This is a genomic window from Bifidobacterium sp. ESL0764 (assembly GCF_029395515.1).
Taxonomy (GTDB): domain Bacteria; phylum Actinomycetota; class Actinomycetes; order Actinomycetales; family Bifidobacteriaceae; genus Bifidobacterium.
On record NZ_CP113919.1, the window covers coordinates 1698253 to 1722380 of the forward strand.

The window sequence follows — 24128 nt, forward strand, 5'->3', positions numbered from 1 at the left end:
CGCGCTTTCGACCGGCCGGAAATTGCAGCGCCTGGCGAGGCTACACGAAAACCCGATATATCTGTGACATAGCTCACATCAAAACAAGGCCTGTGGATATCGCAACCGGCAATAGACTGGGAACCAGCACACGACAAAGGAGCAGTCATGGACGACAACGCGCAAGGCACGACGCCAGAAGACCTGTTGAAGGCCTTCAGTGAGGCACATTCCTCGATTCCCGGCCAGCAGGAAAACGACGCAAGCGACCTGAACAACGCCGCCGCGCCCGCCACCAACGCGACATTCGATACCGACGAATTCCTCAAGGGGCTCGATGCCTTGTTCGACGCGCATGAGGCACGTGACAAGGCCGAACCGTACCTGAAGCAGGCGATGGCGGACGCCGAGAACGCCGGGGATGATGCGGGGCTGCTGACCGTCTTGAACGAGACCATGGGCTTCTACCGTTCGCACGGCAAGCACAAGGAGAACCAGTGGGTCATTCAGCGGGCGCTGGAACTCGGGCTGAAGATGGGCATCGAAGGCACCGAGGCGTGGACGACCACGCTGATCAACGCGGCGACCGGGATGCGCGCGGCCAAGCAGTACGACCAGGCCGAGGACCTGTACAAACAGGCGCTGGCATCGGCACAGAAGACGCTCAAACCCACCGACCGGCGGATGGCGGCGCTGCACAACAACATCTCCATGCTCTATAGCGAGACCGGGAAGCTGGAGGCGGCGCAGCACGAGCTGGAAACGGCGCTTTCCATCCTCGAAGATTCAAGCACCGATCCGGAAACCGATATCGACGTGGCCTCCACACATACCAACCTGGCGCTGGTGCTGCTGCAACGGGCGAGTGAAGCGGCGCAGGACGGGCAGACGCAGAATCAGCCGGAATCCGACAAGACCTCGACCCAAACCGATGAGCCTTCATCACAAACCGACAAGGTTTCGACCACAACCGTCGAAACACTCCTCGACCAAGCGATGAAGCATTCCTCGAAAACGCTGGAAATCTACCGCAACGGACATCTTGAACACAGCGCCCATTTCGCCTCGGCGTTGGCTGGATACGCGCAGACCTGCTTCGCGGCAGGGCTGTTCGACAAGTCCATCGACTCCTACCGTCAGGCACTCAGGGTCATCGAAGAATGCTACGGCACCGACACCGATTACTACCGCATCACCGCGGGGAATCTCGCCCAGGTGGAGGAAACCGCGCGCGCGGCACAGCAAACGGCCGAAAAGAGCGACGAATCACAATCCGATAACAACGCCGGTCGGCAGGGAGATTCTGGCATGGCCGGCAGTACTGCCAATAATGCCAATGCCACCACTCCTCCCACAGCGGCCTCGCAGACCGAAAAAGAAGCCCCGGCAACTTCAAGCAATAACCAATCGACCTCCCTTGGCAGCACAACCGCAGCAACCAAGCCGGCGATCTCGGGGCTTAAGCTCGCACGCGCCTACTGGGAGCAGTACGGCAAACCGATGATCGCGCAGAAATACCCGGAATATCAGGGGCGCATCGCCGCCGGCCTGGTCGGCCACGGCTCGGAATGCTATGGATTCGACGACCGGTATTCACAGGACCACGATTTCGGCCCCGGCTTCTGCCTGTGGCTCACCGACGAGGATTACGACGCGATCGGCGAACAGTTGCAGGCCGACTACGAGGCGTTGCCGCAGGAGTTCATGGGCTTCGGGCCGCGTGAATCCACGGCACGCGCGCAGGGCGGCTCACGGCGTACCGGCGTCTTCCGCATCGGCGATTTCTTCGCGTCCATCACCGGTTACCCACAAGCCCCCAGCGAAAGCAAACCGCACGAATGGCTGCTGCTGGACGAACCGACGCTTGCTGCGGCAACCAACGGCGAGATCTTCGCCGATCCGCTCGGTGCCGTCTCCAAGACGCGGCAGGGCTTCAAGATGATGCCCGACGATGTGCGGCTTTCGCTGATTTCGCGCCGCCTCGGCATGATCGCTCAAGCCGGGCAGTACAACCTCCCCCGCATGCTGGGGCGCGGCGACGGCGCGGCGGCATGGCTTTCCATCCGTGAATTCACCACGAACGTCTGCTCGTTCATCTTCCTGATCAACGAGCCAATCCGCGCCGGATACATGCCGTATTACAAATGGCAGTTCGCGGCGCTACGCCGGCTTTCCGGGCGTATGTCGACTGTGCTGCCGGACGTCTGCGAACAGCTTGAAACCATCCTGCGGCTTTCGTCGGCAGCCTGCTTCGGCGGCGCCGGATTCGGCGAGGGCGGCAAGGGATCGGCCCCCGCGCAAGAGCAGGTGCAGAGCACTGTCGAACACATCTGCACCGAAATCGTCGCGGAGCTCAAGGCCGAGGGCCTGACCAACAGCGACGAGGAATTTCTGGAATGGCAGCGACCGTACGTCGAGGCCCATATCGGCAGCGACAATCCGGTATTGCACAGCCTGTAAACCCATAAACGCGCTGAACGCAATACATTGTAAAACCACTAGAGTTGATGGCAGCACATCAATGAATGAGTCAACAACGATATGCGAGACGAGCATATCAAAGAAAAGAGCAACGATGACGGAAAACGCAACGAGACAAGAGACGCAGGGAAACGTTTCAGCTGAAGACCATGCTCGGATCGAGTTGATGGAACGCGTGGTGAAGCACGAGTGGAACCAGTTCCAGAAGACCGACAACGAGGGCGGACGCGCGGCCTGCCAAGGCAATTGGCCGACCTTCCACCAGATGCGTCTCAGCCAGTTCGCCACCTGGCCGGTGCCACTGCTGGAAAGCTATGCCGACGATCTCGACGAAGCGGATCGCATCGGCCGCAACCTCATCACCGAAAAATATGGCCGCATGATGATTTCGACCTGGCCGGAGGAATACCACGCCAACATCGAGCCGTACATTCCTGCGCGTTCCGCCGAACGCAAGGCGGCGCAGGAAAAGGTCATCGCGCAGCAGGTGGCGTGGGCCGACGATTTCCGCGGCCGCTACCCCAAGCTCGGCCGCGAGATGCGCGTGCTGCGCACGGCCGAAGACACCCACGAAAACACGTCGTTCGAGACCTACCTGCGCGGTGAGCTCGGCACGTATTCCGACAAGACGTTCGGCCTCTATCAGGACTTCATCACCAGCCTCGCCACGGCCAAGCGAAACCTCACCGAAGAGACCATCCGCAACACCGTGCTGCTCGGAGGTTTCAAGTCGCTCGACGACGCCGAGGCGTTGCAGCAGTAAGCGTTGCATAGAGTTGCATGGAGCGGGTTGCGACAGTAGGCGTAAAGATATGAGCGGTGCGTTAGAGTGGCACGCATGCGATTGCTGAAACGATTCCTGCCCTCTCTGGCCGTCTTTGTCGCCCTTGTCGCCATTTTGACGGCACTGGGCACCGCAATGACGGCACCGTGGAGCGTGAAACCGCTGACACAACATATCAAGGTGGCTTCGGCAGATTCCGCCATACAGGCCCGTGACACGGCAGAAGCGAACGCATCGGCAGAAGATACCGGCAACGCCCACAATACTGATATTCAAGCCGGGAAAACCGGTATCGGCACCGATCCCAAAAACGTTCTCAACACCGATCAGGAAGGCACCTATCAGGTAAAAGCCGAAAACCTGCGCATCAGGCTCGCCCCGAACGTCACCATCAACGCCATCCTGCGCTCCCCCATCGGTGCACCCGGCTTACGGCCCGCGACATTGTTCATCCATGGAGCAGGCACCGGCAAAGCCAGCGAGGTCTACGGCGACATCGCTTCGGCCATGAGCTCGGCGGGCATCGTCACGCTCGTGCCCGACAAACGCCTCGACACCTACACCACCTTTCACCGCGACTATTATGCGATGGCCGAAGACTACATGACCTCGCTCAAGACTCTGCGCGCGCAACCCGACGTGGACCCTACGCACGCCGGCGTCTACGCGGAATCCGAAGGCACGTGGGTCGCCGAGGCCATGGCGCACCGCCACCCCGGCGCCATCCCCTTCATGATGTTGACCTCGCCGCCGGCGGTTTCGGGGCGCCGGCAGATGGCCATGGCCTCCAACACCTACGTCGACTATATCGGCGCACCCAAGGGCCTCAACCGCGACGTCGACAAGTTCGTCAGTCTCGATTTCGTCCCGCTTGGGCTGCAATATGCCGATTTTCCCGCCGAACGCTACTTGAAGGACCTCACGATGCCCTTGCTTATCAGCTTCGGCACCGACGACCTTTCCATGCCCATCGAGCAGGGAGCCGCCGACATCATCGACGGCGCGGGCGCCGCCGGCAACAAGAACGTGCTCGTGCGCTATTACCACGCCAATCACCAGATGCGCGTCGGCGCGCACACTTCCGTGCCTGGCCTGCCGCTCGACACGCACTATACACACGACCTCGAGGATTGGACCAACGCCATCGCCGCCGGCACCAAAGCGAGCGATTGGGCTACGCCACAGGTCGCCGGAAGCCAGCCACGCCAACGCTTCGGCGTTCCATCCAGCGTCAAGCCAGGACTTATCGGGTCGCTGAGCACGATATTGGTGCTGCTGGCAGCGATTGCGCTGTGCGTCTTGATGGCGGGAATCATCGGAATTTGTATTACATTAAGGAATTTGAACAAACACGACAAGCGAGATTCCTCGAGCCTGACCGACAGGAATATTACCAACCGATCTTCGAGGCAAACCGCGGAGGCTCGGCCCTCTCAAGGCAATGCTGCCCATAGCCGTTTCCCGCATCAGCTCACAGCAGCGTTGGCCTTGAATGGCTGCTGCGCGGTGTTGGGGATCGCCGCCTTTTTCACGTACGTCATGATCGCGGCAAAATCAGCCTTGACATTGACTTCGCGCGGAACGCTGCTCAGCTGGGGCTGGGTGCTGTTGCAAATCATCGCCCTGGTAAACGTCGCTCTGCTCACCTGGCTGATTATGGAACTTTGGCGTTCGCGCGGCAGCAGGAATCCGAGAGGCGAGCAACCCCAAGATTTTTGGACTCCCGCACACTTCGTCGCCGCAGCTCTGTGCGTCATCGCATCGGCGGCTTCACTGATACTGATGGCGTTCTTCGGGCTTTATGCCCTATAACCCACAAAATGCCGGCGCAACGTCACCCTCGCTGCACCGGCATTCAATATATCGGCTTTGATTCACCACGACTTATCGCCGCCTTCTGGCCCTCCATTTTGCCGCGCCTTGATGAATCAGCGACGCCAAGCCGAGCAGCACCGCCAGCGCAATCAGCAACCCGCCCAGCGCAACGATGCCGATGGCGATCAGCGAGCGCACATCGACGCCCCCGGGTATCGGCGCGAAGACCATCGGAAACGCCGAGCCGACAATCAGCATCAACGCTCCCAGAAACAGCGGCAGCAGGCTCAGCACAATGGTCGCTTTGCTCGGCCCGGCAGGCGGCTGCGGCTTCGGCATCTGCGGCGGCACGTCGCGCGGCACACGCACGTAGGCGCCAGCGGGAGCGGGGCCACCGGTGGCGAAGTTCGACGGCGGCGCGTATCCGCCCTGTCGCGGCATCTTCGCGGTAGCGCCACCAGCTTCCGTCCCGGCTCCTGTCCATGTTTTCGTTCCGGCCTCGCTGCCAGCTCCGGTTTCGTCTACGGTTTCAGTTTCCGCTTCCGTCGACGCATCATTTGCAGGATTATCCCTGTTTGTGTGATTATCATCTTCAGCTTCAGCCATATCGAGACTATTGACCGAAGCCGGGATGGCCTCTGTCACGTCATTATCAGCCCTCTGATTCGGCATGACTTCGGTATCGGCGGCAGCAGCGTCAGCGCTGGCATTCTGGGCTGGCATAGCGACAGTCTCGGTAATATCGTTGTCGATTGCAGGATCCGTCATGTCGTTCTCCTCGTTCGCATTCGATTCGTCGCTCATTGTCATCGCATCCACGCTCCCGTTGTCTTGCCTTTGACGAACTGCGCATAGCTCGGCACCGTGCTTTCGACGGGGTACTGCACCGTGACGCGTCCTTCGACGATATAGGGGGCGTCAATCGTGAGTTCCGGCCCGTTCTTCGGCATTTTCTTGTTGAGGGCGAACCATTGGTAGTCCTGATCGTTGCCATAACCGCTGCCGTAACCGATGCGCTGATAGCTCATCCCACCGATGCCGACCTGCATATTGCGGCCGATGGCGACATAGCCACTGCCCAGCGATCTTGTGCCGATTTCGCTGCCTGCATACACCCCGTTGATGATGATTTCCCCGTCATCCACATCAACACCCATCACGCTGCCATCGACTCTTGCGTCGGATTCATGGCTGAGCTCGTAGGAACACCCCGCAGGCAAGGTGACGAAAACCGTCGCCTGCCTGTCGGTCAGGTGAATGGTCCCGGTCGGGCAACCGGACTGAACGGTGCTGCCGTCTCTCAACGTGACCTCGTGCTTGCCATGTGTTTTGGCGTAATCGCTGAAGTCGATATTGACCGCATCGTCATCAAGCCGGCGGCCTTTAACCGCAGTCCCCTGCGCCAGTTTTTTCAATTGTCGGTCGTTACTGGCATCGATGGCTTTGAAACCGCTGACATCAATCTGGTGATAGCCCTGGCTTTGCTGCTCCGAACCGGTCAGTACCGCGGAATATCCGATATCGCCGATAAGGAAGACCACCGCCACAAACGCGGCAATCCAGACCATCGGGTGCAGACCTCCGGCACGATGCCCGGCCAAGCCGAGTATGGCAATGAGCACGCCGAGCGCTATCAGCACCCCGCCGATCCAGAACGTCCCGTATTGGAAAATCGTGCCCATGTAGCCGCCGTTGCTGAAGCATTGTATTGCAACCAGCGCACCCGAGAGCAGGATGCCGCCAAGAGCGAGCAGAACGACCACGAAACCGGCCGGCTTGCGTTTCGCCCGCCTCGACCCCCACGTTTTCGCGGCGTTCTGGGCGATGTTTTCCCGATACGATTGCGCCGGTTCGGCCATATATGTGGGCGGCGCGGCATAAGCCTGCGACGGGCCGCTGGCAAAAGGCGAAGTCGGCCGGCGCGAGGAACCGGCATCACCGGCCGTGCCTCGCGAGGTATCCGGATTCACGCTTGAATCGTTCTGATACGCATTGGCACCAGCAGCATTGGCACCAGCAGCACCGTCAAAACGGTCGCCCGAATTCATGCCTCCCGGTTCGCGAAACGTCGCCTCGTTGGTTCCTTGGGATTGGGTTCGCGCGTTGCTCTGGCTTTGGTCGGTAGGCTGCGGCGCATACGGAGAGGGCTGCGCATTCGCATAAAAAGTCTGGTTTACGTTGCCGGATGGACTATAGGGCATCGGCCCCGGCTGACGATATTGGCCCTGCGAAGGCTGCTGCCACTGGCCTTGATACGGACCTTGATGCGGACCTTGATATTGCGTTTCCCGACCGTTGTTAACAAACGTCGCTCCGCGCTGCCTCTGCGCCTTGTTGGCAAGACTGTTGATCATGATCAACAGCACCGCTACGGCGATGAGGGATAGCAGCACGCCGACCCCAGGCGAGACGACCGCAATAAGGATGAAGATAATCGGGCCGAGCAATGACCATTGCCAATGACCGTACACCAGTTCCTCGCCGGAGACCCTGCCGTCACGGCAATCCGGCAGCAGCACCCACGCCGCCGCGTAGAAGGCCGCGCCGAAGCCGAAGGCCAGCGTGGAGGCGGCGACGACGGCACGCACGAAAACGGGGCTCAGCCCGTAGCGCACCGCGATGCCGTCGCATACCCCGGCGATCCAGCGGTTGTTGCCACGCATCAGACCGCTGCCACGAATCCAGGCGAAGAAACGGTCGACCTTGTCGTGCCGAGGAGGCACGGGATTGCTCATATTGGCAGGCTGTTGGTAGCCGCCGTACATGTTGTTGCTCATGGTTCCATTACAGCATCCCGCAACGCTCAAAAGGGTCAGGGAACACCCTGATTTAACCCTGATTTTTTCCGTAACGCACCCCGAAATCCGCAAAACCATGCACAATGGAGGTATGAAGCCATCGAATCACGAGCCGGACAACCGACCACGCCAGCAGACCTACGCGTGGAATCGATATGCGCCGTCCGGCGGATTCCCTGTGACTCCGAAGCGACGTCTGCCCCTGCTCAGGCCCAAAAAGAAACGCATCTTCTGCGGGGTATGCCGGGGGCTGAGCCTTCATCTCGGCGTGCCGGTGGCCTGGATTCGCCTCGTGTTCATAGCGGCGACGTTCCTGTTCGGCGCCGGCATCGCGGCCTATATCTTTTTGTGGGCGTTCGTTCCCGCCGGAGACCCGCTTACCGCCGAACAGCAACAGCGCGAGGCAGCATGGAAGAACGAACATGCGCCATTGTCATACGGGAATATCGACCATACGACAAACGGGCAACACGAATCTTTCGATGATTTCAATACATCCAATACGACCGGCCCCGCCGACATCTCGCGACAGACGGCCCAACGTTTCTCATCGCCTTCCGCCGCATCCGTCACGACCAACGACAACGCCGGCACCGAAAGCGAACCAGGCGACGAATCGGGCAACGGCCCGGAAAACCTCGCCCAGGCATTCAAGAACGCTTCAAAACCCTCGATTATCGCGCTTGCCGGAATCGTGTTGATCGCATTGGCCGTAATCCTGGAATTGAGCCCGTTGCCCAGCGACCTCACCTTCGGCATCTTCATGGCCCTTTGCGGCATCGGCGTGGCCTGGATCCGTTTCAACGCCGAGGACGGGCAGATACGTTATCTGCTTATCGGCGTGGCGCTGATGGCTCTGGGCTATTTCGTTTGCGCCGATTCCGAGACATTCAGCCATCATCTCCCGTTTTCCGCTGCAATCGCCGGAGTGGCGCTGCTGGCCGGGGTGGCGCTGGCCATCATCCCGCTGGCTAACCGGTTCATCCACGAACTGAGCCACGAGCACGCGCTGAAGGAGCGCGAGGAGGAACGCGCCGACATGACCGCCCACCTGCACGACGGCGTGCTGCAGACCCTCGCCCTCATCCAGCTGCACAGCGACGAGCCCAAAACCGTCTTCACCCTGGCCCGCAAGCAGGAGCGCGAGCTGCGCCGGTGGCTCTATCAGGAACGCATTCCCTCCGACCGTTCGGTGAGTTCGGGCCTCAAAGAGATCGCGGCGCATATCGAGGATGAATTCGGCGAACCAATCGACGTGGTGAGCGTCGGTGATACACGGCCCAGCGCCCAAACCGACGCCTTGCTCAACGCCAGCGAACAGGCCATGCTCAACGCCGTGCAGCACGGCTCGGAACCGATTTCGGTCTACTGCGAGGTCGGAGGAGCGCAGGCCGAGGTCTTCGTGCGCGATCACGGCGACGGGTTCGATCAGGACGCCATTCCGCCCGACAGGCTCGGCATCCGCCAATCCATCATCGGCCGCATCGAACGACGCGGCGGCAGTGTCAAGATCGTCTCTCGGCCGCATTGGGGCACGGAAGTACATATGACCATGCCGATACCGAAGGAAAACGGCAGCGCTGATGGCACAATGGCAGAAGAGACGAATACAGAGGCATACCGGTAATGAACGCAACGAACGATGACATCCAGACAAGGCAGAACGCAGGTACGGACCCAGCTTCCGCCAACAGGAATAAGGCCGAGGGCGATCACCATACCATCCGCATAGCCGTGGTCGACGACCACGAGATGTTCCGCGCTGGGGTCATCGCCACGTTGAGCCCGCATTTCACCATCGTCGGCCAGGCGCCGGACGTGGAGGGTTCGGTGGCGATGATCGCGGCCACCAAACCCGACGTGGTGCTGCTCGACGTCCACGTGCCCGGCGGCGAGGGCGGTGGTGGCGCGGAAATCCTGCTGAAATCGCACCCGCTCTCCCCCGATTCGGCGTTCCTCGCGCTTTCCGTCTCCGATTCGCCGAAAGATGTCGGCGCGGTCATCCGCGCGGGCGCACGCGGCTACGTCACCAAAACCATCAGCGGCGGCGACCTGATCTCCTCGATCATCCAGGTGAACGAAGGTTACGCCGTCTTCTCGCCAAAACTGGCCGGTTTCGTGCTTTCGACCTTCCAAGGCGCGGGGGCGGCCGAGCACGACGACGAGCTCGACAAACTCTCCCATCGCGAGCAGGAGGTCATGCGCCTCATCGCGCGCGGCTACACCTACAAGGAGATCGCGGCGGAACTGTTCATCTCCATCAAGACGGTAGAGACCCATGTCAGCGCCGTGCTGAAAAAGCTCCAGCTCTCGAACCGCACCGAGCTGACCCGCTGGGCCGCCGACCGCCGAATCGTATGAGATATTCTGAAAAGAGTTGGAATCCGAATCCGATATCGGGTGCCTGCAGGTTACCCTTGCTTGCCCTAAGCCCCGAGCAACTTACGCAGATTGGTGACGTAGTGGCGGCTCACCGTTTCCGTGACCCCGCCCGAGAGCTTTGCCATCATGTTTCCCGAATACGAAATCTCCAACGACTGCAGATATCGCAGATTGATAATCACCTGACGCGAGACCCGCACGAAATCGGCCTTGGAAAGGCATTTTGCAAAATGCGCAAGCCCGTCCTTTATCGCCAACGTGCGGATTCTAGGGCTGCTGACCGGCTCTTCGGACACAGGTTCCGCAGACGCGTTGTCTCTATACTGCTGGGCGTCAGAATCAAAAATCTTCAACAGCAGCAACTCGCCATCGATTTCGATGGCAACGATATCGTTCTTACGAACGACCTCCAGCCTGCCCCCGGATTGCACCGAGACGATCGAGGAAACCTCCTGCTCCAACGCCGCGATGCCGCGAAGCAGCCTGGTCACCTCTCCTGTGGGTTTGGCGGCATGGACGACCACGCGGATCTGGTCGTTGCGCAAATCCGAATCCGACTGAAAATCAACGTTCATCCGGCTCTCCTCCCCTCACAGTCTCCTAAAGCACAATACGTTCATTGTATCACTATGTCTAAATAATTGTCTACGCTCGTTTCGCGCAAATGCAATGAAACGCGATATACCGATAGAATCCGGGTATTGACAGTCAACTGAAAACAATGCGAAAAACGCGACATATCGACGAAACCCGGACCGATGCAGCTCGAGTAGTACGCGGTCATCAACGCCGACGACTACCTCAGATTCGTCTACCCCGACGCAACGCTTCCCGGCACCCGGCCCGCAGCCGGCGTGAATCCCCAACCTCGGAACAGGTCGGCAGACACAAAACAGGAATCGACGGACAATAGCCGTTCTGGATCAGTATCTGCCGACCTTCGTGTTATCCGTCCGCCACATCACCATCAGAATTCTACTTATACTTAACTTATATATAATCAAGTTAAGTATACCTAACTTGACTATAATTAAGTTAGATATATTGCTTCAATAATAATACTTTGTTATAGTTGTTACATCAATCTCAGCAGTTGACGTACAAGAAGAGAGACACAATAATGTTCATCGGCCGTGAATCTGAATTGAACGCTCTGGAAAACATGTATGAGAGTAGCAAATTCGAGATGATGGTGGTTTACGGACGTCGCCGTGTCGGCAAGACTTCGCTCATCGACGAGTTCACCAAGGACAAAAAGACACTTTATTTCACGGCCTCCCCAAAAAGCACGAAGCTGAATCTCGAAGTTTTTTCCAGAGATTTTTTCTCTTTCATCGGAGAACCTTTGCCGGTACCCTTCCCCGACTGGTCGACCGCTTTTCGTTTTTTGGTCGAAAAAGTCAAGAGCGAGCAAGCAAACGGCAAAGGACGTTTCGTGTTCGTGTTTGACGAATTTCCGTATGCGGCCCAAGCCGATCCCTCACTACCCTCAATCCTGCAAATCGCCATTGATCACGGTTTTAAAGAAGACAACATGATGATGATTCTTTCCGGAAGCAACCAAGGCTTCATGGAAAGCGAGGTATTGGGAGGCAGAAGCCCGCTATACGGCAGGCGAACCGGACAAATCAGGCTTGAAGCAATGGACTATTATGACGCCGCCAAATTCCTGCCGGACGCCTCCAACGAGGAACGAATTCGGTATTATGCGGCGTTCGGAGGAACACCATATTATCTGGCCCAGATACGACCTTCACAAGGATTTCAGCGAAATGTCTCAAATCTCATGTTCCAAAAAGCAGGAATGCTGTATGAGGAACCGATGATGCTTCTTAGGGAAGAGACCCGAGAACCGGCAATATACTTTTCTGTAATGCAGGCTGTGGCCAACGGCAATTCCACACCGAAACTCATTGCCGAACATGCCGGAGTCGACATCTCGAGCATATCAGGCTATCTCAATACTCTTATCAGCCTCAGAATCATCAAACGCAAGCTGCCGTTCGGCGAGAATCCGCTGAAATCCCGCAAAGGGATGTACGTCATCGACGACCCGTTCTTCGCCTACTGGTTCCGTTTCGTGGGCACCAACATGGACTCGATCGAAAGCGGACGAGGCGGGGCACTGGTCGAAAGCGCGACGTCGGGCGAGGCGCTTTCCACCTACGTCGGCCAGCAGTTCGAGAACATCTGCCTGCAATGGATCATCCGAAACGACACCACGGACACGCTGCCGTTCCTCGCCACGAAATTCGGCAAATGGTGGGGCAACAACCCGGCAGAGCACGAACAGACCGACATCGACGTGGTGGCCGCCAACCCCCAGGAGAAGCGTCTGCTCATCGGTGAATGCAAGTGGCGCAACACGTTCGACGTCACCGAAGCCATCGACAAGCTGCAGGGACGGGCCGGCCTGGTCAAAGGATTCCCCGCCGGGAAAACCGACTTCATGCTCTTCAGCAAGAAACGGATCAGCAGCCGGTCCGTAGGCCAATACGCGGAAGACAGCCGCATCCGGTTCGTCTCCACCGACGACCTTTACCGATGACGGCGGAACTCAGAGGCGTCGAGAACCGGGACTCCTAGTCTTTAGCAGCACAAAACTCGGCAGGCTTAATTACCAATCTATCGTATCGTATCATTTGATAGGATAGATAAATCGTTGCAATTACAGTGCTCTCTTCCATATTTCAGCACTCCAGCGCTATCCTATCACATCATCTGATAGGCCGGCCCCAAGACCGCGTACCGCCTTGGCCGGTAAGCCGGGACAGGCACAGACGTGCGGCAGATGTCACGCGTCACCCGCTATCCCACCGAACGCCGAGACCCAAAGCGTCATCGACGACGGCATTCGCATCCCTCACGCGCCGAAATGGCTCACCGAACAGGACTGACAATCGAGATCAGCGCCGACTTATGCATCATCAGCCGTCCTTCTTTCGGTTCAGGCCGCCTACTTGAGCAGCCAGTCCTTCGCCGTGCACACGTTGATGCCGTTGCTCGTATAGCTGGACTCCACGCGAGAAACGACCCATTGCCGCTCTTGCGGAACGCCGAGGTCGGCGGCGACGCTGCGAACGTGTCGGGCGAAACGTTCGTGGTAGGTCTGCCCCGACTTGACCTCGACCAGATCCGGGATTGCAGAACCGGTGCAATCGAGCAGGTCGACCTCCACCTTGCTGTCGTCGCGATAGAAATACAGCTCAGGTTCCTTGCCTTCGTTGAGATGCCGTTTCGCCGTCTCCGCGATCACGAGGTTCTCGAACACGTTGCCCAGCATGGGGCTCAACCGCAGGTCGTCCATGGAGCCGATGCGCAGCAGATAGCACAGCAGCCCGGTGTCGTAGAAATACAGCTTCGGGGTCTTGACCAGCCGCTTGCGCGCGTTGTAATGGTACGGCATCAGCGAAAAGACGAGGTAACTCGACTCGAGTATGGAAAGCCAGCCTTTCACCGTCGCCAGCGAAACGTCCAGCTCGTTGGCCATATGCGTGTAGTTAACGAGGCTGCCGACGTTGAGGGCGCAGAGCCGCAGAAACCTGCGGAACACGTCGAGGTCACGCACGCCGAGGTAATCGGCGGCGTCGCGCTCGACGTAGGTGTCGATATAGCTGGAAAAGAACAAGCCAAGCGGCATGCCGTTGTCGTAGGGGCGCGGGTAACCGCCGCGGAGCATAAACTCGTCCGCATCGGGCGAGACATCCGTCTTAAGGGCCTCCGGGAATGAGAACGGAAGCAGCTTCGTGATGCCGACACGTCCGGCCAGGGACTGCTTGATGTTGCGCAGCATCAGGAAATTCTGCGAACCGGATATGACGTACTGGCCCGGCTCGTCGTGCTCGTCGGAGACCACCTGGATCATCGAGAACAGATCGGGGACGTACTGGGCCTCGTCGATGACCAAGCGGTTCGGCCGGTTGCGGATGAAGCCCACCGGGTCGCTGGCCGCTTCCTGCCGCAGCTGGGGGTCCTCAAGGTTCACGTACTCATAGTCGCCGAACGCGGCCTTGACTAACGTCGACTTTCCGCTTTGCCGCGGGCCGGTGACGGAGACCACCGGGAACCACGTCGCCATTTTCTTCAAGAGCGGTTCCAGCTTTCGTGGCGTCATAACAGACTTCCTTTCCGGGTTTATGTTTGCTCTCTGTAGATTTGTGGGCATTCGCCACGACGGTTTGGTGCCGTTCGCCGGAACGGCCGATTTACCATAATCTGCAAGTAGAAAATACCATAACCTCTAAGTAGAGATTACCATAATCTTTAAGTAGCAATTACCATAATCTGCAAGTAAAGAAAACCATAATTTATAAGTAGAAAATACCATAATCTTAAAGTAGAGATTATTTGCCTTGACTTCTCGCCGGGGAAACATCCCGGAATTACGTTCATTTTTATTTACCCTGCACTAGAACGTTTACCCTTGATTCCATGTATTTTAGGATACTCAGAAACTCTTGATTTCGTGCAAAACCCAGCAATACCAACCCAGCAATGCCAATGAAAAGAGACGAAGTAGTCAGCAAGACGATATCTTTAAACGCAAGGCACTGGGCAAACAGCTCAATTGAAAGACAAGAACGGATGGCTCCGCCCCTCCTTGTTCATCAGTGGCGAGCCGCGTGACGGGAGCGTGCGACGCGATGGCGGTGCTGGCGGACGATGGATGCGGCGATGCCGATGACGGCTAGGGCGAGGGCGGTGAGAACGGCTGCGATCGCCGCCATCATGCGCCTGCCGTAGTCGTTGGGGTAGGTCTTGTCGAGCGCATGGTCGCGGACGCCGGAGACCAGAAGGCGGTGGTCGTTGATGCCGTAGGGGAAGCAGGTCATGAGCGTCACCCTGTCGACGCCAGGCTCGACCTTGAGCTTGCTGTCGTCGTCCGGCCTGATCAGGCTGATGCGGTCGACGCGGTACCCCAGCTTTCGTCCGGGAACCTTGACGTAGAAGACGTCCCGCTTTTTCATCTCGTCCAGGCGCGTGAACATCAACGCCTTGGTCATGCCGTTGTGCGCGGCGATGACGGCGTGCGTCGAAGCCCCGCCCACGGGCAGGGAGGTGCCGTGCAGATGCCCCGCCGCGATTTGGAGTATCGGCAGGGCGGTGCCGTGATAGATCGGCAGATCCACGGAAATCTTGGGGATGACGACAACGCCCATCATGCCGGCACCCTCGTTGAGCAGGCTCATATAGCGCTTGTCGTTCGTCGCAGCGGCGTCGCTCTCACCGCTGTCCGACGCAGCGTCATTCATAGCATTATTAGACGTTCCGTTATGCCTCTCTCCGTTGTCCGAAGCGGTGTTATCAGACGTTCCATTACGGGACGTTCCGCTGCCCGACGTTCTATTATTAGACACGCCTTGACCGAAGTTCTCTGCGTCAGTATACGGATTAAGCATACCGATCGTCTGCTGCCCCGATGCGGCAAGCTCGCGGTTGTATTCGTCGGCGTCGGCGAGCGCCTTGGCCGCGTCCGGATTCGCGTCCATTTTCCCGGATAAGACATTGGAAGATTCGGCCTGCTTGTAGGTGCTGACCGTCTGGGCGGCGAACGGATAGCCGAAAATGCACACCCCGACCAGCAGCATCAGCACCGCCACCGCCTTGATGCCTGCGATCATCAGATCAATCGACTTCGCGCCCTTGGGCCGCCTCGGAGCCGCGACAATCTGCGAAAAAGAAGAGGCCATGCGCTCCCGGCCAACACCTTCGAGACGCTCCGGAACGGACTTTCTCGATTGCTTGGCTTTGGAACGCATGGCCTTACTATATCTCCAATAACTACCGGCTATTGCTGATTACTACCGAATCAGCGCAGGCCTAGCGGCCTGCCGAGTAAGCGTCTTTGCGCACACGCTGCAAGTGACGCATACCGAAGAACAGAGCGAGCGCAGCACCAATCACCAGTGCACCGGCCACCAACCGCATAATGATGCCGACAGCACCGGTAGCAGGCAAACTAAACACCGACTTGGTGTTCACCACCGTCAGCTCATTGGTATTATCGGCAATGGATGTCAACTTATTAGCGTCAGGAGTCAGCACATACTTGTACGAGGCCTTCGACGGAGCAGCATCATCGACCGTATGCGACACATCAACCTTGAAGTTGAACCCCGGCGTAAGCAGATAACCATCAGGCGCCTTAGTCTCCTTGAACGTATAGGTACCATCGTCAAATCCCTTAATCCAGAGGGGATCCGCCGAAGTCGTCAACACGTCGCTACTGCCCTTCTCACCGGCCTTAGCCATAGCATATACGTCGCAGACCTTGCCGTCAACAAGCTGGACTCCCTTGTACACGAAGTTCAACGGCGTGGTCAAGTCCGGATCTTCAAACACCTGGAACTTTGCGCCAGGCAACACATCCCCGGTCTCCTGAGACTTCTTGGTCAGTTCGATGGAACCGGTAAAGACATATACATCCTTGCCGGGTATCCGAGTCTCTCCGGAGCATAGTCCGTAATAAACGTCAACCCCGTTAACATTCCCATCACTATCAGTCTTCGCGTTTTCATTAAGCAACGCATAATACACAACCTTGATTTCTTTACCAATCGCAGTGTAATCTTCAGCATTTATTTTATTCGTAATATAGTTTGAGAAATCAAAAATAACCATGGCTCCCGCAACACTAGTATTAGAATCTACTGCATCTCCGTTATAATGTTGAACTCTTATCGTATAATCTGTTCCTAATGTAAGAGGCACATTATCGATGGTTGCAACCGCTCCAAAAGTATCGGGAACGTATGTAAACCCTTCTGAGAATCGATCAACAAGCTCCAATACATATTTCCCCTTATCTTCCTTATCATGGAGATTATAAAGCGGGACTTTATCGGTAATAGTGAACTGAACATTATCGCCAATCTTATGCGTTTTTTTATCTACTGCTTTATGCGGAACATCCTCTGAAGTTTTCACATGAATTTCGCTTGTTCCTTTTCCAGGAATCAAATTTACCGAAGTACTCACCAACATCGGTACGGGTCTAACCATTTCTGTAGGTGATGGGAAGCTAGTCACATCACAAATAAGATAGATTCCATTGACAACATTAAGCTTGAACGAAGTCGCTTCATCACCAGCAGGCCCCTTCTCTTCACCGAGATTATTGACCTTTGGAGCAAGTTTCTTAACAAACTTGCGTACATTACCTTCATAGGGAGAAATCAGCTCACTACCGTTGTCGAAATCTTGACCCCAGTGCCACACGAGCCAGGCCATTGGATCGCTTTGACTCTTTTCAGGAATGTTAATATCAGCAGCTTTCGCAGCATTAAGGATAGCAGTCTTTACATCGTCACCCTCAACCGTAGATACGCCAAAAGTTCCTTTATCTCCATCGACATTGATATAATCAGCAAGTTTCACTAACTGATATGTATGGTTAGCGATGCTTTTCTTATCTCCACTAAGCGTCAAATCGACTCTATGCGGATCACGATAATACGATGGCGTTGCCGAGGCACTGACGGCGCCTGCGGCCATCGTGGCCACGCTCGCCACACATGCAGTCACCATCGCCAGCAGCTTCATCAGCTTTCCGTTTTTCATCGACAATCCTTCCTTCACTCACCCACAAGACTTTCAGGTATCACTACAGCCTTCACCGCCGCTTCCGCGATTCGAGGCATAGCTATCGCTTTACTATTCCAGTATTACACTCATTGCCTAGCTGCATAAGACGTTCTTCCCAAGCGGTCGAAATTCGCAGGTGAAATGCATCAATTCCACAGTGAATTGCAGCTGCTGTATCAGCGGCTTGCCGTTTTAGCGGCTTTGCGCACACGCTGCAGGTGACGCACGCCGAAGTATATGGCGAGCGCAGCACCAATCACCAGCGCGCCAGCCACCAACCGCATGATGATGCCGACAGCACCAGTGGCAGGCAACTTAAGCACCGAATTGGTATTCACCACCGTCAGCTCATTCATGTTGTCCGCGATAGATGTCAACTTATTAGCGTCAGGAGTCAGCTCATACTTGTACGTGGCCTTCGACGGAGCAGCATCATCGACCGTATGAGACACCTTAACTTTGAAACTCAAGCCCATAGGAAGCAGATAACCATCAGGTGCCTTAGTCTCCTTGAACGTATAGGTACCATCCTCAAATCCCTTAAGCCAGAAGGGATGAGCTGATGTTGTCAACACGTCGCTGCTGCCCGACTCACCGGCCTTAGCCGTACGGTATACGTCGTAGGTCTTCCCGTCATCTGCCTGCCCCTCGTATACGAAGTTCAGCGGCGTAGTCGCGTCCGGGTCTTCAAACACCTGGAACTTTGCGCCAGGCAACATCTCCCCGGTCCCTTGAGACCTCTTGATCAGCTTGATGGAACCGGTAAACACATATACTTTATTGCCCGGTACAGTTGTCCAATTGCACCCGGGTTTATAATCCAATTGAACGTCGTTGACATTGCCATCAGCGTCAACTTTTGCGTTCTCGTTGAGAACCACATCATAGGTAATCGTAATACTTTTTCCCGCTATATCATAGTTTCCCTGCTGTATCTGAGCTTGGACATAAGGCGTCAACAGGAAATACATTTCCGCACCAGCCACCTTGGCATCAGCCGCAACCGGACTGTGGCCATACCTGGTATAGACTTTCAACGTATAATCCGTGTCTTTGATAAGCGTAGTATCACCGATCTTTACCACAGGCGTGGATGAATTATCATACGTAAACCCATCATCAAGCTGATCATCAATCTCCAAACCAGCACTATATACATTCGTAGCAGTAAATAAAGGAACATGGCTTTCAATCGTGAACGGGACCGTGTCGCCAATCTTATGCGTATTCTTATCGGCATGCTTCGTGACTTTGACGTTTAAGGCTTTTACATCGATTTCACTGCTGCCCTTGTTCGGAATCTTGTTTACCGTAGTGGAGACCAACATCGGTACGGCTCTGGACAATCTATTATTCGCCACCACATCCGTTATATCGCGAATAAGATAAATGCCATTAACCAGATCCATGGTAACAGAAGTATCGCCTTTGGCACCCTCCACCGGCTGGAGCGCCGTTGCATCCAAAGCCTCACTTTCCTTCGAAAGCTTGGTGACAAACGTACGTATACTGCCAGTATACGGAGACGTCAGCTCCTGTTCCCCGTTCCATTGCTGAACCAGCCATGCCATCGGATCGCTTTTAGACCCCGCAGGAACATCGCCGGCTTCATTGATGGCTTTCACCAAAGCTGGATTGTCTTGAATAGTGGAAACACCAAACGTCCCACCGACGGCGTCGACGTTAACATAATCTGCAAGCTTCGTCGCCGTGAATTTATGCCCGGCGATCGTGTATTCACTACCCTTGATAGTTAGGTTGACATGGCTGTTATCCCTAGAGTCGTCAGCGGAAGCGCTCACGGCACCGGCTGCCATCGTGGCCATGCTCGCCACGCATGCAGTCACCATCGCCAGTAGCTTCATCAGCTTTCCGCTCTTCATCCACTATCCTTCCTTGCACGTCAACGACATGGCCCGTTGGCGCGACTACAGCTTTTCGCCATTGGTGGCATAGTTCCAGCTATAAATGTCCTGTTTATACTTCTAGTATTACGCTCATTGCCCAGTTCAATGTGCCTCAATCCCTAAGCGGTCGAAAATCGCCGGTAACCTGCGTCATTCGGCCCACGAATTACTGCCGTTAAATGAACAATGCTGTTCATAACCCGCGCGTCAACCGACAAAACGCACGCAGCAAGTCGCATCAACACGATTTGACGCGACTTGGCGACGACCCAGACCAGACCGCAGCCACCATCGTTCATTGCCATACCAAGCCGACGTCATCGTCAGGGGCTAGGGCATGGTTCAGGGCTGAGCCCCAGGCACTTTTTACACGGCACCGTGCGAAAAGTGCGTTCTAGCAATGTTAAATCGCACTTTTTACACGGCACCGCGCGAAAAGTGCGTTTTAGATGGCGCGGTCACCATTTTTGCACGCCGACCCTGGCCCGTCGTCCGAAACACAAGGCGCAAACGCCAGCAGTGCAAACCGGCAGTCATCTCCTGCCCATGCTGGAATTGCGCAAACCAAGCGCCTAGAATAGTGTGAATGGCGATGGAACGTAGATTACTGATGTGCCGCACGCGGCCGGTGCTGGCTTTTGACTGCGACACCGATACCGGGCAGGCCGCAAGCTCGGGGACGGTGCTCGACGACGCGCGCCTCCCCCTCGAGCTGCGGGAACACTGCCGTATCGCCGCCACCAAGCTGGCCCGGCAACAAGCGTCTCAGTGAATTCCATCGCCGGGTAAGTATCACGAATGCTGTCTGCCCGCCAATTCACACAAAGACACACGCAGAAACTGAACTCACTCCTTATATATACAACGTCACCCGCAGCAAAAACGTGACGATTTTTACCGGTTAACGGCGGATTTCTACCAGTCAGCGGCGATTTTGGCACCTTGGCGCTTTTGCTCGCTCATTCTTATATTGTATGACTTATAATTGTGACGGTATAACTGGGCTTGCTGTAATACAAAGAACGAGGATTAGGCAATGACGAATATGGCAAAGATACGTAGAACGCTGGTTCGTAGCGTCGCGATTTTCTTTGCCGCGCTGTTGGGCGCCATCCTCATCACCGCACAATGCGTCACCCCAACGGCTTCGGCCGCGCAGCCCATCACCCGGAGTGGAGGCTGCGCCACCGGCAGCAGCTCCATCGCGCAATGCTTCCCCGACCCGGTGCTCGCTGCTACTGTGGCTGCGGCCGGGAGCACCAGCGGGCATCCACTCACCACCGCAAGCAAGTTCGACACCACCGTCGCCTCGCACGTCAAGCAGATTTCCATCAACCCGGACAGCAATAACCTCGCAAGCCTTGAAGGTATTGACCTGCTGACCAACCTCAGGATCCTCCACATTCCAAGCAGCCAGCTCACCGACATCTCCCCCATCGCCGGGATGACCAACCTGATCGACCTCACCATCAACAACAGCCCGAATGTCGCGAGCTTCACGCCCGTGGCAGGGCTGAGCAATCTGGTCAACCTGAGCCTTAACGGCGACGGTATCGACAGCAGCAGCAAGCCCCTTCCGAATCTCTCGCAACTTTCCAGCCTCATCTACCTGTCGCTCGACCACAACGCCATCAAAGACATCACCCCTCTGCACGGGCTCACGCAACTGATGCGCCTGAGCATGATTGACAACAACGTCTCCGACATCTCGACCTTGAAAAACCTGACGAACCTCACGTACCTGTACCTGCAGAACGACCCGGAGCTTCCCGCGTCTGTGGAGGGCAACGGCGTCACCGACCTGCAGCCGATCAAACATCTGCCGCTGACGCAATTCACCATCACCAATCAGCGTCCTACCGGCTTGGCGGAATCGACCAGCACCGTTACCATCAACGTGCCCAAGACCACCGACGGCTCCTTCCTCGCGCCGACGCCCGGCAGCATCCAGCCGAGCTCCGGCTCCTACAACCCCACGACCGGCACGGTGACGTGGAACAATCTCGAACTTGAATACGTCAACGATGTCTCCGTCGGCTTCGAAACCACGCATTTCCCCTGTTTCGCCGACAACGGATGCAACGCGTATAGCGGCACGGTAGGCCGCAAACTGCCGTTCACGCCTGAAACGTTCAGCCTCGACCCGAGCCCGAACGTCCAGGCGCAAGACCCGGTGACCACGCCGAAGACGCCACAGGAACCGGAGCGCCCGAAGCCGACGACACCGCAAAAGCCGACGCCGAAGGACCCGACGCCTGATCCCGAGCCACAGCCGTTCGACAATCCGAAGACGCCGGACCACAAGAAGCCGACGCTGGTGAAGCCGAAACCGGTCGTTGTGGCGCAGCAGCCGGCCGCCCAGCCGCATGATTCGTTGGTCACGACCGGCGCGACCATCACCGTGGTCACGGTAGTCGCCATCGTGGCGCTGGCGCTCGGCATCTACCTCGTCGCAGAAAAGAAGAAGCGCGACAAGCAGTAAGGGTAATCATATAGGTGCAATCCGGCGGTAAATCGCTCCACCGCCGGACCCGCCTTGCTACCCCGTCAGGGGCGGCTCGGTACCGGCGCTACTCCAACTTCCAGACCACCAACAGCAGGCAGCCCGCAAGTATCGCAGCCTCCCAGAGGGGATCCACCCTGGCCACCATCGCAAGCAATACAACCGCCGCGAGCCGGCAGAGCCCGGAGTTTCCGGGATTGTTATCGTTATGAGAAACCATTTCTGGCCTCCAATATTTCGTAATTTCAGCCGGCCTTATGGTCCCGGTCGGTCGCCCGCACGTTTATCCGCCCCCCGACGTCCAATCGGAATTGCCTTCAATGTGCGTGCGGCATTACCAACGTCTCACATTCAAAACGGATTTGCAAATTAAAACGGGCAAATCCATGAAAATTCAAGGTTCCTTGATGTGCTTGCAATTCCTTGAGGGTTTGTGGTATGTTCGTTGTATCGGCGGAATCGTCCACTGCGGGTCTAAGGTCTGGGTCTTTAAATCTTTTAACCCGTTGATTTTCGCCGTAGGGCGTTTGGTTATCATCGTCCTTATTTCGTAATTGATTTGTGCGGGTCGCCGGCTTAGGCTGGCGGCCCGCACGAGTTTTCTTCCAAGCGGCAGCTCAACGCATCGATGCGGTATATCTCTTTGGGCTGACAGCCATAGCTTGCGGGTACGCCTATCGGCGCGCCCGTGTATGGGCATCTTGGCACTGGGTGGGTTGCTAGTCTACTTATCCTGCGTTTGGGCGTGGCCTGCTGGGGGCTCGTTGGGGTGGCGGTACTTGAGGATGATTAGGAGGGAGACACCGATGACCAGAACGGACAGGGCGGTCACCGCGGCCATAATCGCGGCCATGACTTGACGGCCGAAATCGCTCGGGTACTGCTTGTCGAGCGAGGGGTCGCGGTGGCCTTGGATCAGGAGGCGGTGGTCGTTGACGCCGTAGGGGTAGCAGGTCATCAGCGTGGCGCGGTCGGCTCCCGGCTCGACCCGCAGCTTGCTGGTGTCGGTCGGCTTGATCACGACGATCCGGTCGATACGGTAGCCCATCCTGCGGCCGGGCACGTGGATGAAGAACGCGTCGCCCTTCCTCATCTCGTCGAGACGCGTGAACATCAGGGCGTTGGTCAGCCCGTTGTGCGAGACGAGCACCGTGTGCGTCGACGGGCCGCCCACCGGCAACGAGGTACCGTACATGTGCCCGGCGCCGATGTCCATCGTGCCCGAGGACGTGCCGTGGTAGATCGACAGGTCGACGGCGATCTTCGGCACGACCACCATGCCCATCACGCCACCGCCTTCGTTCAGCAGACTTTGGTAGCGTTTGTCTTTCGCCTCCACGGTGTTGTCGTCGGCATTATCATCATCACCGCCGCTGCCGTCGGCGTTGCTGCCGTCGGCATCGTTGCTGAACGGATCGGCGACGTCACCCATCACTGACTGGCCGGACTTGGCGAGTTCCTGATTGTATTGGTCGGCGGCGGCCAGGTCCTGCAGCTCCTCGGCGCTGGTCTCGTGGTCCAGCCGCCACTCAAGGTCCTGAGATTCCGAAGCCTGCCTGAACGCGTTGACCCCTTGCAGCACGAATGGATAGCCGATCGACACCAGCCCGCCAACGAGCAGTAGGACGAGGACCAGCTTCTTTAGCAAGGTTGCCAGATCGTTGCCACGGGCACCCTGATCCAGTCCTTCATCATCGGCGATGACGGCGCTAAAGGACACCGGCCCGGCATACCGCCCCTCAGGCGGCTCGTCCTGTTTCTTCTTCATCGCGCAACGTCCCTAACAGATTCCCCTATTGCCGATGTGGCGACAACATAGGACACCGAACCCGCATACCGCTCCTCAGGCGGTTCGTCCTGTTTCTTCTTCATCGCGCAGCGTCCCCAGCAGATTC

17 protein-coding genes are annotated in these 24128 nt (G+C 57.0%); 8 read left to right on the forward strand and 9 right to left on the reverse strand.

Going from position 1 to position 24128, the window contains the following annotated elements; all coding sequences use genetic code 11:
* The first annotated feature begins 375 nt into the window (after positions 1–375).
* The 3 genes from OZX71_RS06465 (at position 376) to OZX71_RS06475 (ending at position 5056) form a co-directional block, all read left to right on the forward strand.
* Entirely contained in the window at positions 376–2439 is a 2064-nt protein-coding gene (locus tag OZX71_RS06465; RefSeq protein WP_277160678.1) for a DUF4037 domain-containing protein, read from the forward strand.
* Between the two features lie 187 nt (positions 2440–2626).
* The gene (locus tag OZX71_RS06470; RefSeq protein ID WP_277147557.1) at positions 2627–3223 is read left to right on the forward strand and encodes a DUF4125 family protein; all 597 of its coding nucleotides are present in this window, start codon (positions 2627–2629) and stop codon (positions 3221–3223) included.
* Positions 3224–3298: 75 nt separating this feature from the next.
* Positions 3299–5056, forward strand: coding sequence for an alpha/beta hydrolase (locus OZX71_RS06475; RefSeq protein WP_277159750.1), 1758 nt, complete (start codon positions 3299–3301; stop codon positions 5054–5056).
* Positions 5057–5128: 72 nt separating this feature from the next.
* Here the strand turns inward: OZX71_RS06475 and OZX71_RS06480 are convergent, their stop codons facing one another.
* Together OZX71_RS06480 and OZX71_RS06485 are read right to left on the reverse strand one after the other, a co-directional pair.
* Positions 5129–5827 (reverse strand): hypothetical protein, encoded by a 699-nt coding sequence (locus OZX71_RS06480; protein ID WP_277159751.1) that lies wholly within the window; start codon positions 5825–5827, stop codon positions 5129–5131.
* Positions 5828–5865: 38 nt separating this feature from the next.
* Complete coding sequence (locus OZX71_RS06485; protein ID WP_277159752.1) at positions 5866–7836, reverse strand: PspC domain-containing protein; 1971 nt, start codon at positions 7834–7836, stop codon at positions 5866–5868.
* Between the two features lie 112 nt (positions 7837–7948).
* Between OZX71_RS06485 and OZX71_RS06490 the strand changes: the two genes are divergently transcribed.
* Together OZX71_RS06490 and OZX71_RS06495 are read left to right on the forward strand one after the other, a co-directional pair.
* Positions 7949–9484, forward strand: coding sequence for an ATP-binding protein (locus OZX71_RS06490; RefSeq protein WP_277159753.1), 1536 nt, complete (start codon positions 7949–7951; stop codon positions 9482–9484).
* Positions 9484–10218, forward strand: a complete 735-nt coding sequence (locus OZX71_RS06495; protein ID WP_277159754.1) for a response regulator transcription factor — start codon at positions 9484–9486, stop codon at positions 10216–10218. The genes OZX71_RS06490 and OZX71_RS06495 overlap by 1 nt, the downstream gene beginning before the upstream one ends.
* A 65-nt stretch (positions 10219–10283) precedes the next feature.
* Here OZX71_RS06495 and OZX71_RS06500 read toward each other — a convergent pair whose 3' ends face one another.
* A complete protein-coding gene (locus OZX71_RS06500) occupies positions 10284–10814 on the reverse strand; it encodes a LytTR family DNA-binding domain-containing protein (protein ID WP_277159755.1) in 531 nt (176 codons plus the stop codon).
* Positions 10815–11359: 545 nt separating this feature from the next.
* Here OZX71_RS06500 and OZX71_RS06505 point away from each other — a divergent pair.
* Positions 11360–12787 (forward strand): ATP-binding protein, encoded by a 1428-nt coding sequence (locus tag OZX71_RS06505; protein WP_277160679.1) that lies wholly within the window; start codon positions 11360–11362, stop codon positions 12785–12787.
* Between the two features lie 408 nt (positions 12788–13195).
* Here OZX71_RS06505 and OZX71_RS06510 read toward each other — a convergent pair whose 3' ends face one another.
* From OZX71_RS06510 to OZX71_RS06525, 4 genes are all read right to left on the reverse strand, one after another.
* Positions 13196–14353 carry an ATP-binding protein gene (locus OZX71_RS06510; protein ID WP_277159756.1) on the reverse strand — a complete coding sequence of 386 codons (1158 nt, stop codon included), beginning with the start codon at positions 14351–14353 and terminating at the stop codon, positions 13196–13198.
* 493 nt (positions 14354–14846) lie between these two features.
* A complete protein-coding gene (locus OZX71_RS06515; RefSeq protein ID WP_277159757.1) occupies positions 14847–15998 on the reverse strand; it encodes a class C sortase in 1152 nt (383 codons plus the stop codon).
* Between the two features lie 61 nt (positions 15999–16059).
* Positions 16060–17799, reverse strand: coding sequence for a SpaA isopeptide-forming pilin-related protein (locus OZX71_RS06520; RefSeq protein ID WP_277159758.1), 1740 nt, complete (start codon positions 17797–17799; stop codon positions 16060–16062).
* Positions 17800–17999: 200 nt separating this feature from the next.
* Positions 18000–19706 (reverse strand): SpaH/EbpB family LPXTG-anchored major pilin, encoded by a 1707-nt coding sequence (locus tag OZX71_RS06525; protein ID WP_277159759.1) that lies wholly within the window; start codon positions 19704–19706, stop codon positions 18000–18002.
* A 610-nt stretch (positions 19707–20316) separates the two neighbouring features.
* Here OZX71_RS06525 and OZX71_RS06530 point away from each other — a divergent pair.
* The gene (locus tag OZX71_RS06530) at positions 20317–20502 is read left to right on the forward strand and encodes a hypothetical protein (RefSeq protein ID WP_277159760.1); all 186 of its coding nucleotides are present in this window, start codon (positions 20317–20319) and stop codon (positions 20500–20502) included.
* Positions 20503–20766: 264 nt separating this feature from the next.
* On the forward strand, positions 20767–22212 hold the full coding sequence (locus tag OZX71_RS06535) for a hypothetical protein (protein ID WP_277159761.1): 1446 nt from the start codon (positions 20767–20769) through the stop codon (positions 22210–22212).
* Positions 22213–22300: 88 nt separating this feature from the next.
* Here the strand turns inward: OZX71_RS06535 and OZX71_RS06540 are convergent, their stop codons facing one another.
* Complete coding sequence (locus OZX71_RS06540) at positions 22301–22453, reverse strand: hypothetical protein (RefSeq protein WP_277146345.1); 153 nt, start codon at positions 22451–22453, stop codon at positions 22301–22303.
* A gap of 504 nt (positions 22454–22957) precedes the next feature.
* On the reverse strand, positions 22958–24001 hold the full coding sequence (locus OZX71_RS06545) for a class C sortase (RefSeq protein ID WP_277159762.1): 1044 nt from the start codon (positions 23999–24001) through the stop codon (positions 22958–22960).
* Positions 24002–24128 lie beyond the last annotated feature (127 nt).

Bases quoted from the DNA above. Each gene is read 5' to 3' on its own strand.
- OZX71_RS06475 (WP_277159750.1), top strand. From the start codon at position 3,299: ATGCGATTGCTGAAACGATTCCTGCCCTCTCTGGCCGTCTTTGTCGCC.
- OZX71_RS06500 (WP_277159755.1), bottom strand. From the start codon at position 10,814: ATGAACGTTGATTTTCAGTCGGATTCGGATTTGCGCAACGACCAGATC.
- OZX71_RS06480 (WP_277159751.1), bottom strand. From the start codon at position 5,827: ATGACGGATCCTGCAATCGACAACGATATTACCGAGACTGTCGCTATG.
- OZX71_RS06540 (WP_277146345.1), bottom strand. From the start codon at position 22,453: ATGGTTTCTCATAACGATAACAATCCCGGAAACTCCGGGCTCTGCCGG.
- OZX71_RS06525 (WP_277159759.1), bottom strand. From the start codon at position 19,706: ATGAAGAGCGGAAAGCTGATGAAGCTACTGGCGATGGTGACTGCATGC.
- OZX71_RS06530 (WP_277159760.1), top strand. From the start codon at position 20,317: ATGGCGATGGAACGTAGATTACTGATGTGCCGCACGCGGCCGGTGCTG.
- OZX71_RS06485 (WP_277159752.1), bottom strand. From the start codon at position 7,836: ATGAGCAACAACATGTACGGCGGCTACCAACAGCCTGCCAATATGAGC.
- OZX71_RS06510 (WP_277159756.1), bottom strand. From the start codon at position 14,353: ATGACGCCACGAAAGCTGGAACCGCTCTTGAAGAAAATGGCGACGTGG.
- OZX71_RS06505 (WP_277160679.1), top strand. From the start codon at position 11,360: ATGTTCATCGGCCGTGAATCTGAATTGAACGCTCTGGAAAACATGTAT.
- OZX71_RS06545 (WP_277159762.1), bottom strand. From the start codon at position 24,001: ATGAAGAAGAAACAGGACGAGCCGCCTGAGGGGCGGTATGCCGGGCCG.
- OZX71_RS06515 (WP_277159757.1), bottom strand. From the start codon at position 15,998: ATGCGTTCCAAAGCCAAGCAATCGAGAAAGTCCGTTCCGGAGCGTCTC.
- OZX71_RS06465 (WP_277160678.1), top strand. From the start codon at position 376: ATGGCGGACGCCGAGAACGCCGGGGATGATGCGGGGCTGCTGACCGTC.
- OZX71_RS06495 (WP_277159754.1), top strand. From the start codon at position 9,484: ATGAACGCAACGAACGATGACATCCAGACAAGGCAGAACGCAGGTACG.
- OZX71_RS06520 (WP_277159758.1), bottom strand. From the start codon at position 17,799: ATGAAAAACGGAAAGCTGATGAAGCTGCTGGCGATGGTGACTGCATGT.
- OZX71_RS06470 (WP_277147557.1), top strand. From the start codon at position 2,627: ATGGAACGCGTGGTGAAGCACGAGTGGAACCAGTTCCAGAAGACCGAC.
- OZX71_RS06535 (WP_277159761.1), top strand. From the start codon at position 20,767: ATGACGAATATGGCAAAGATACGTAGAACGCTGGTTCGTAGCGTCGCG.
- OZX71_RS06490 (WP_277159753.1), top strand. From the start codon at position 7,949: ATGAAGCCATCGAATCACGAGCCGGACAACCGACCACGCCAGCAGACC.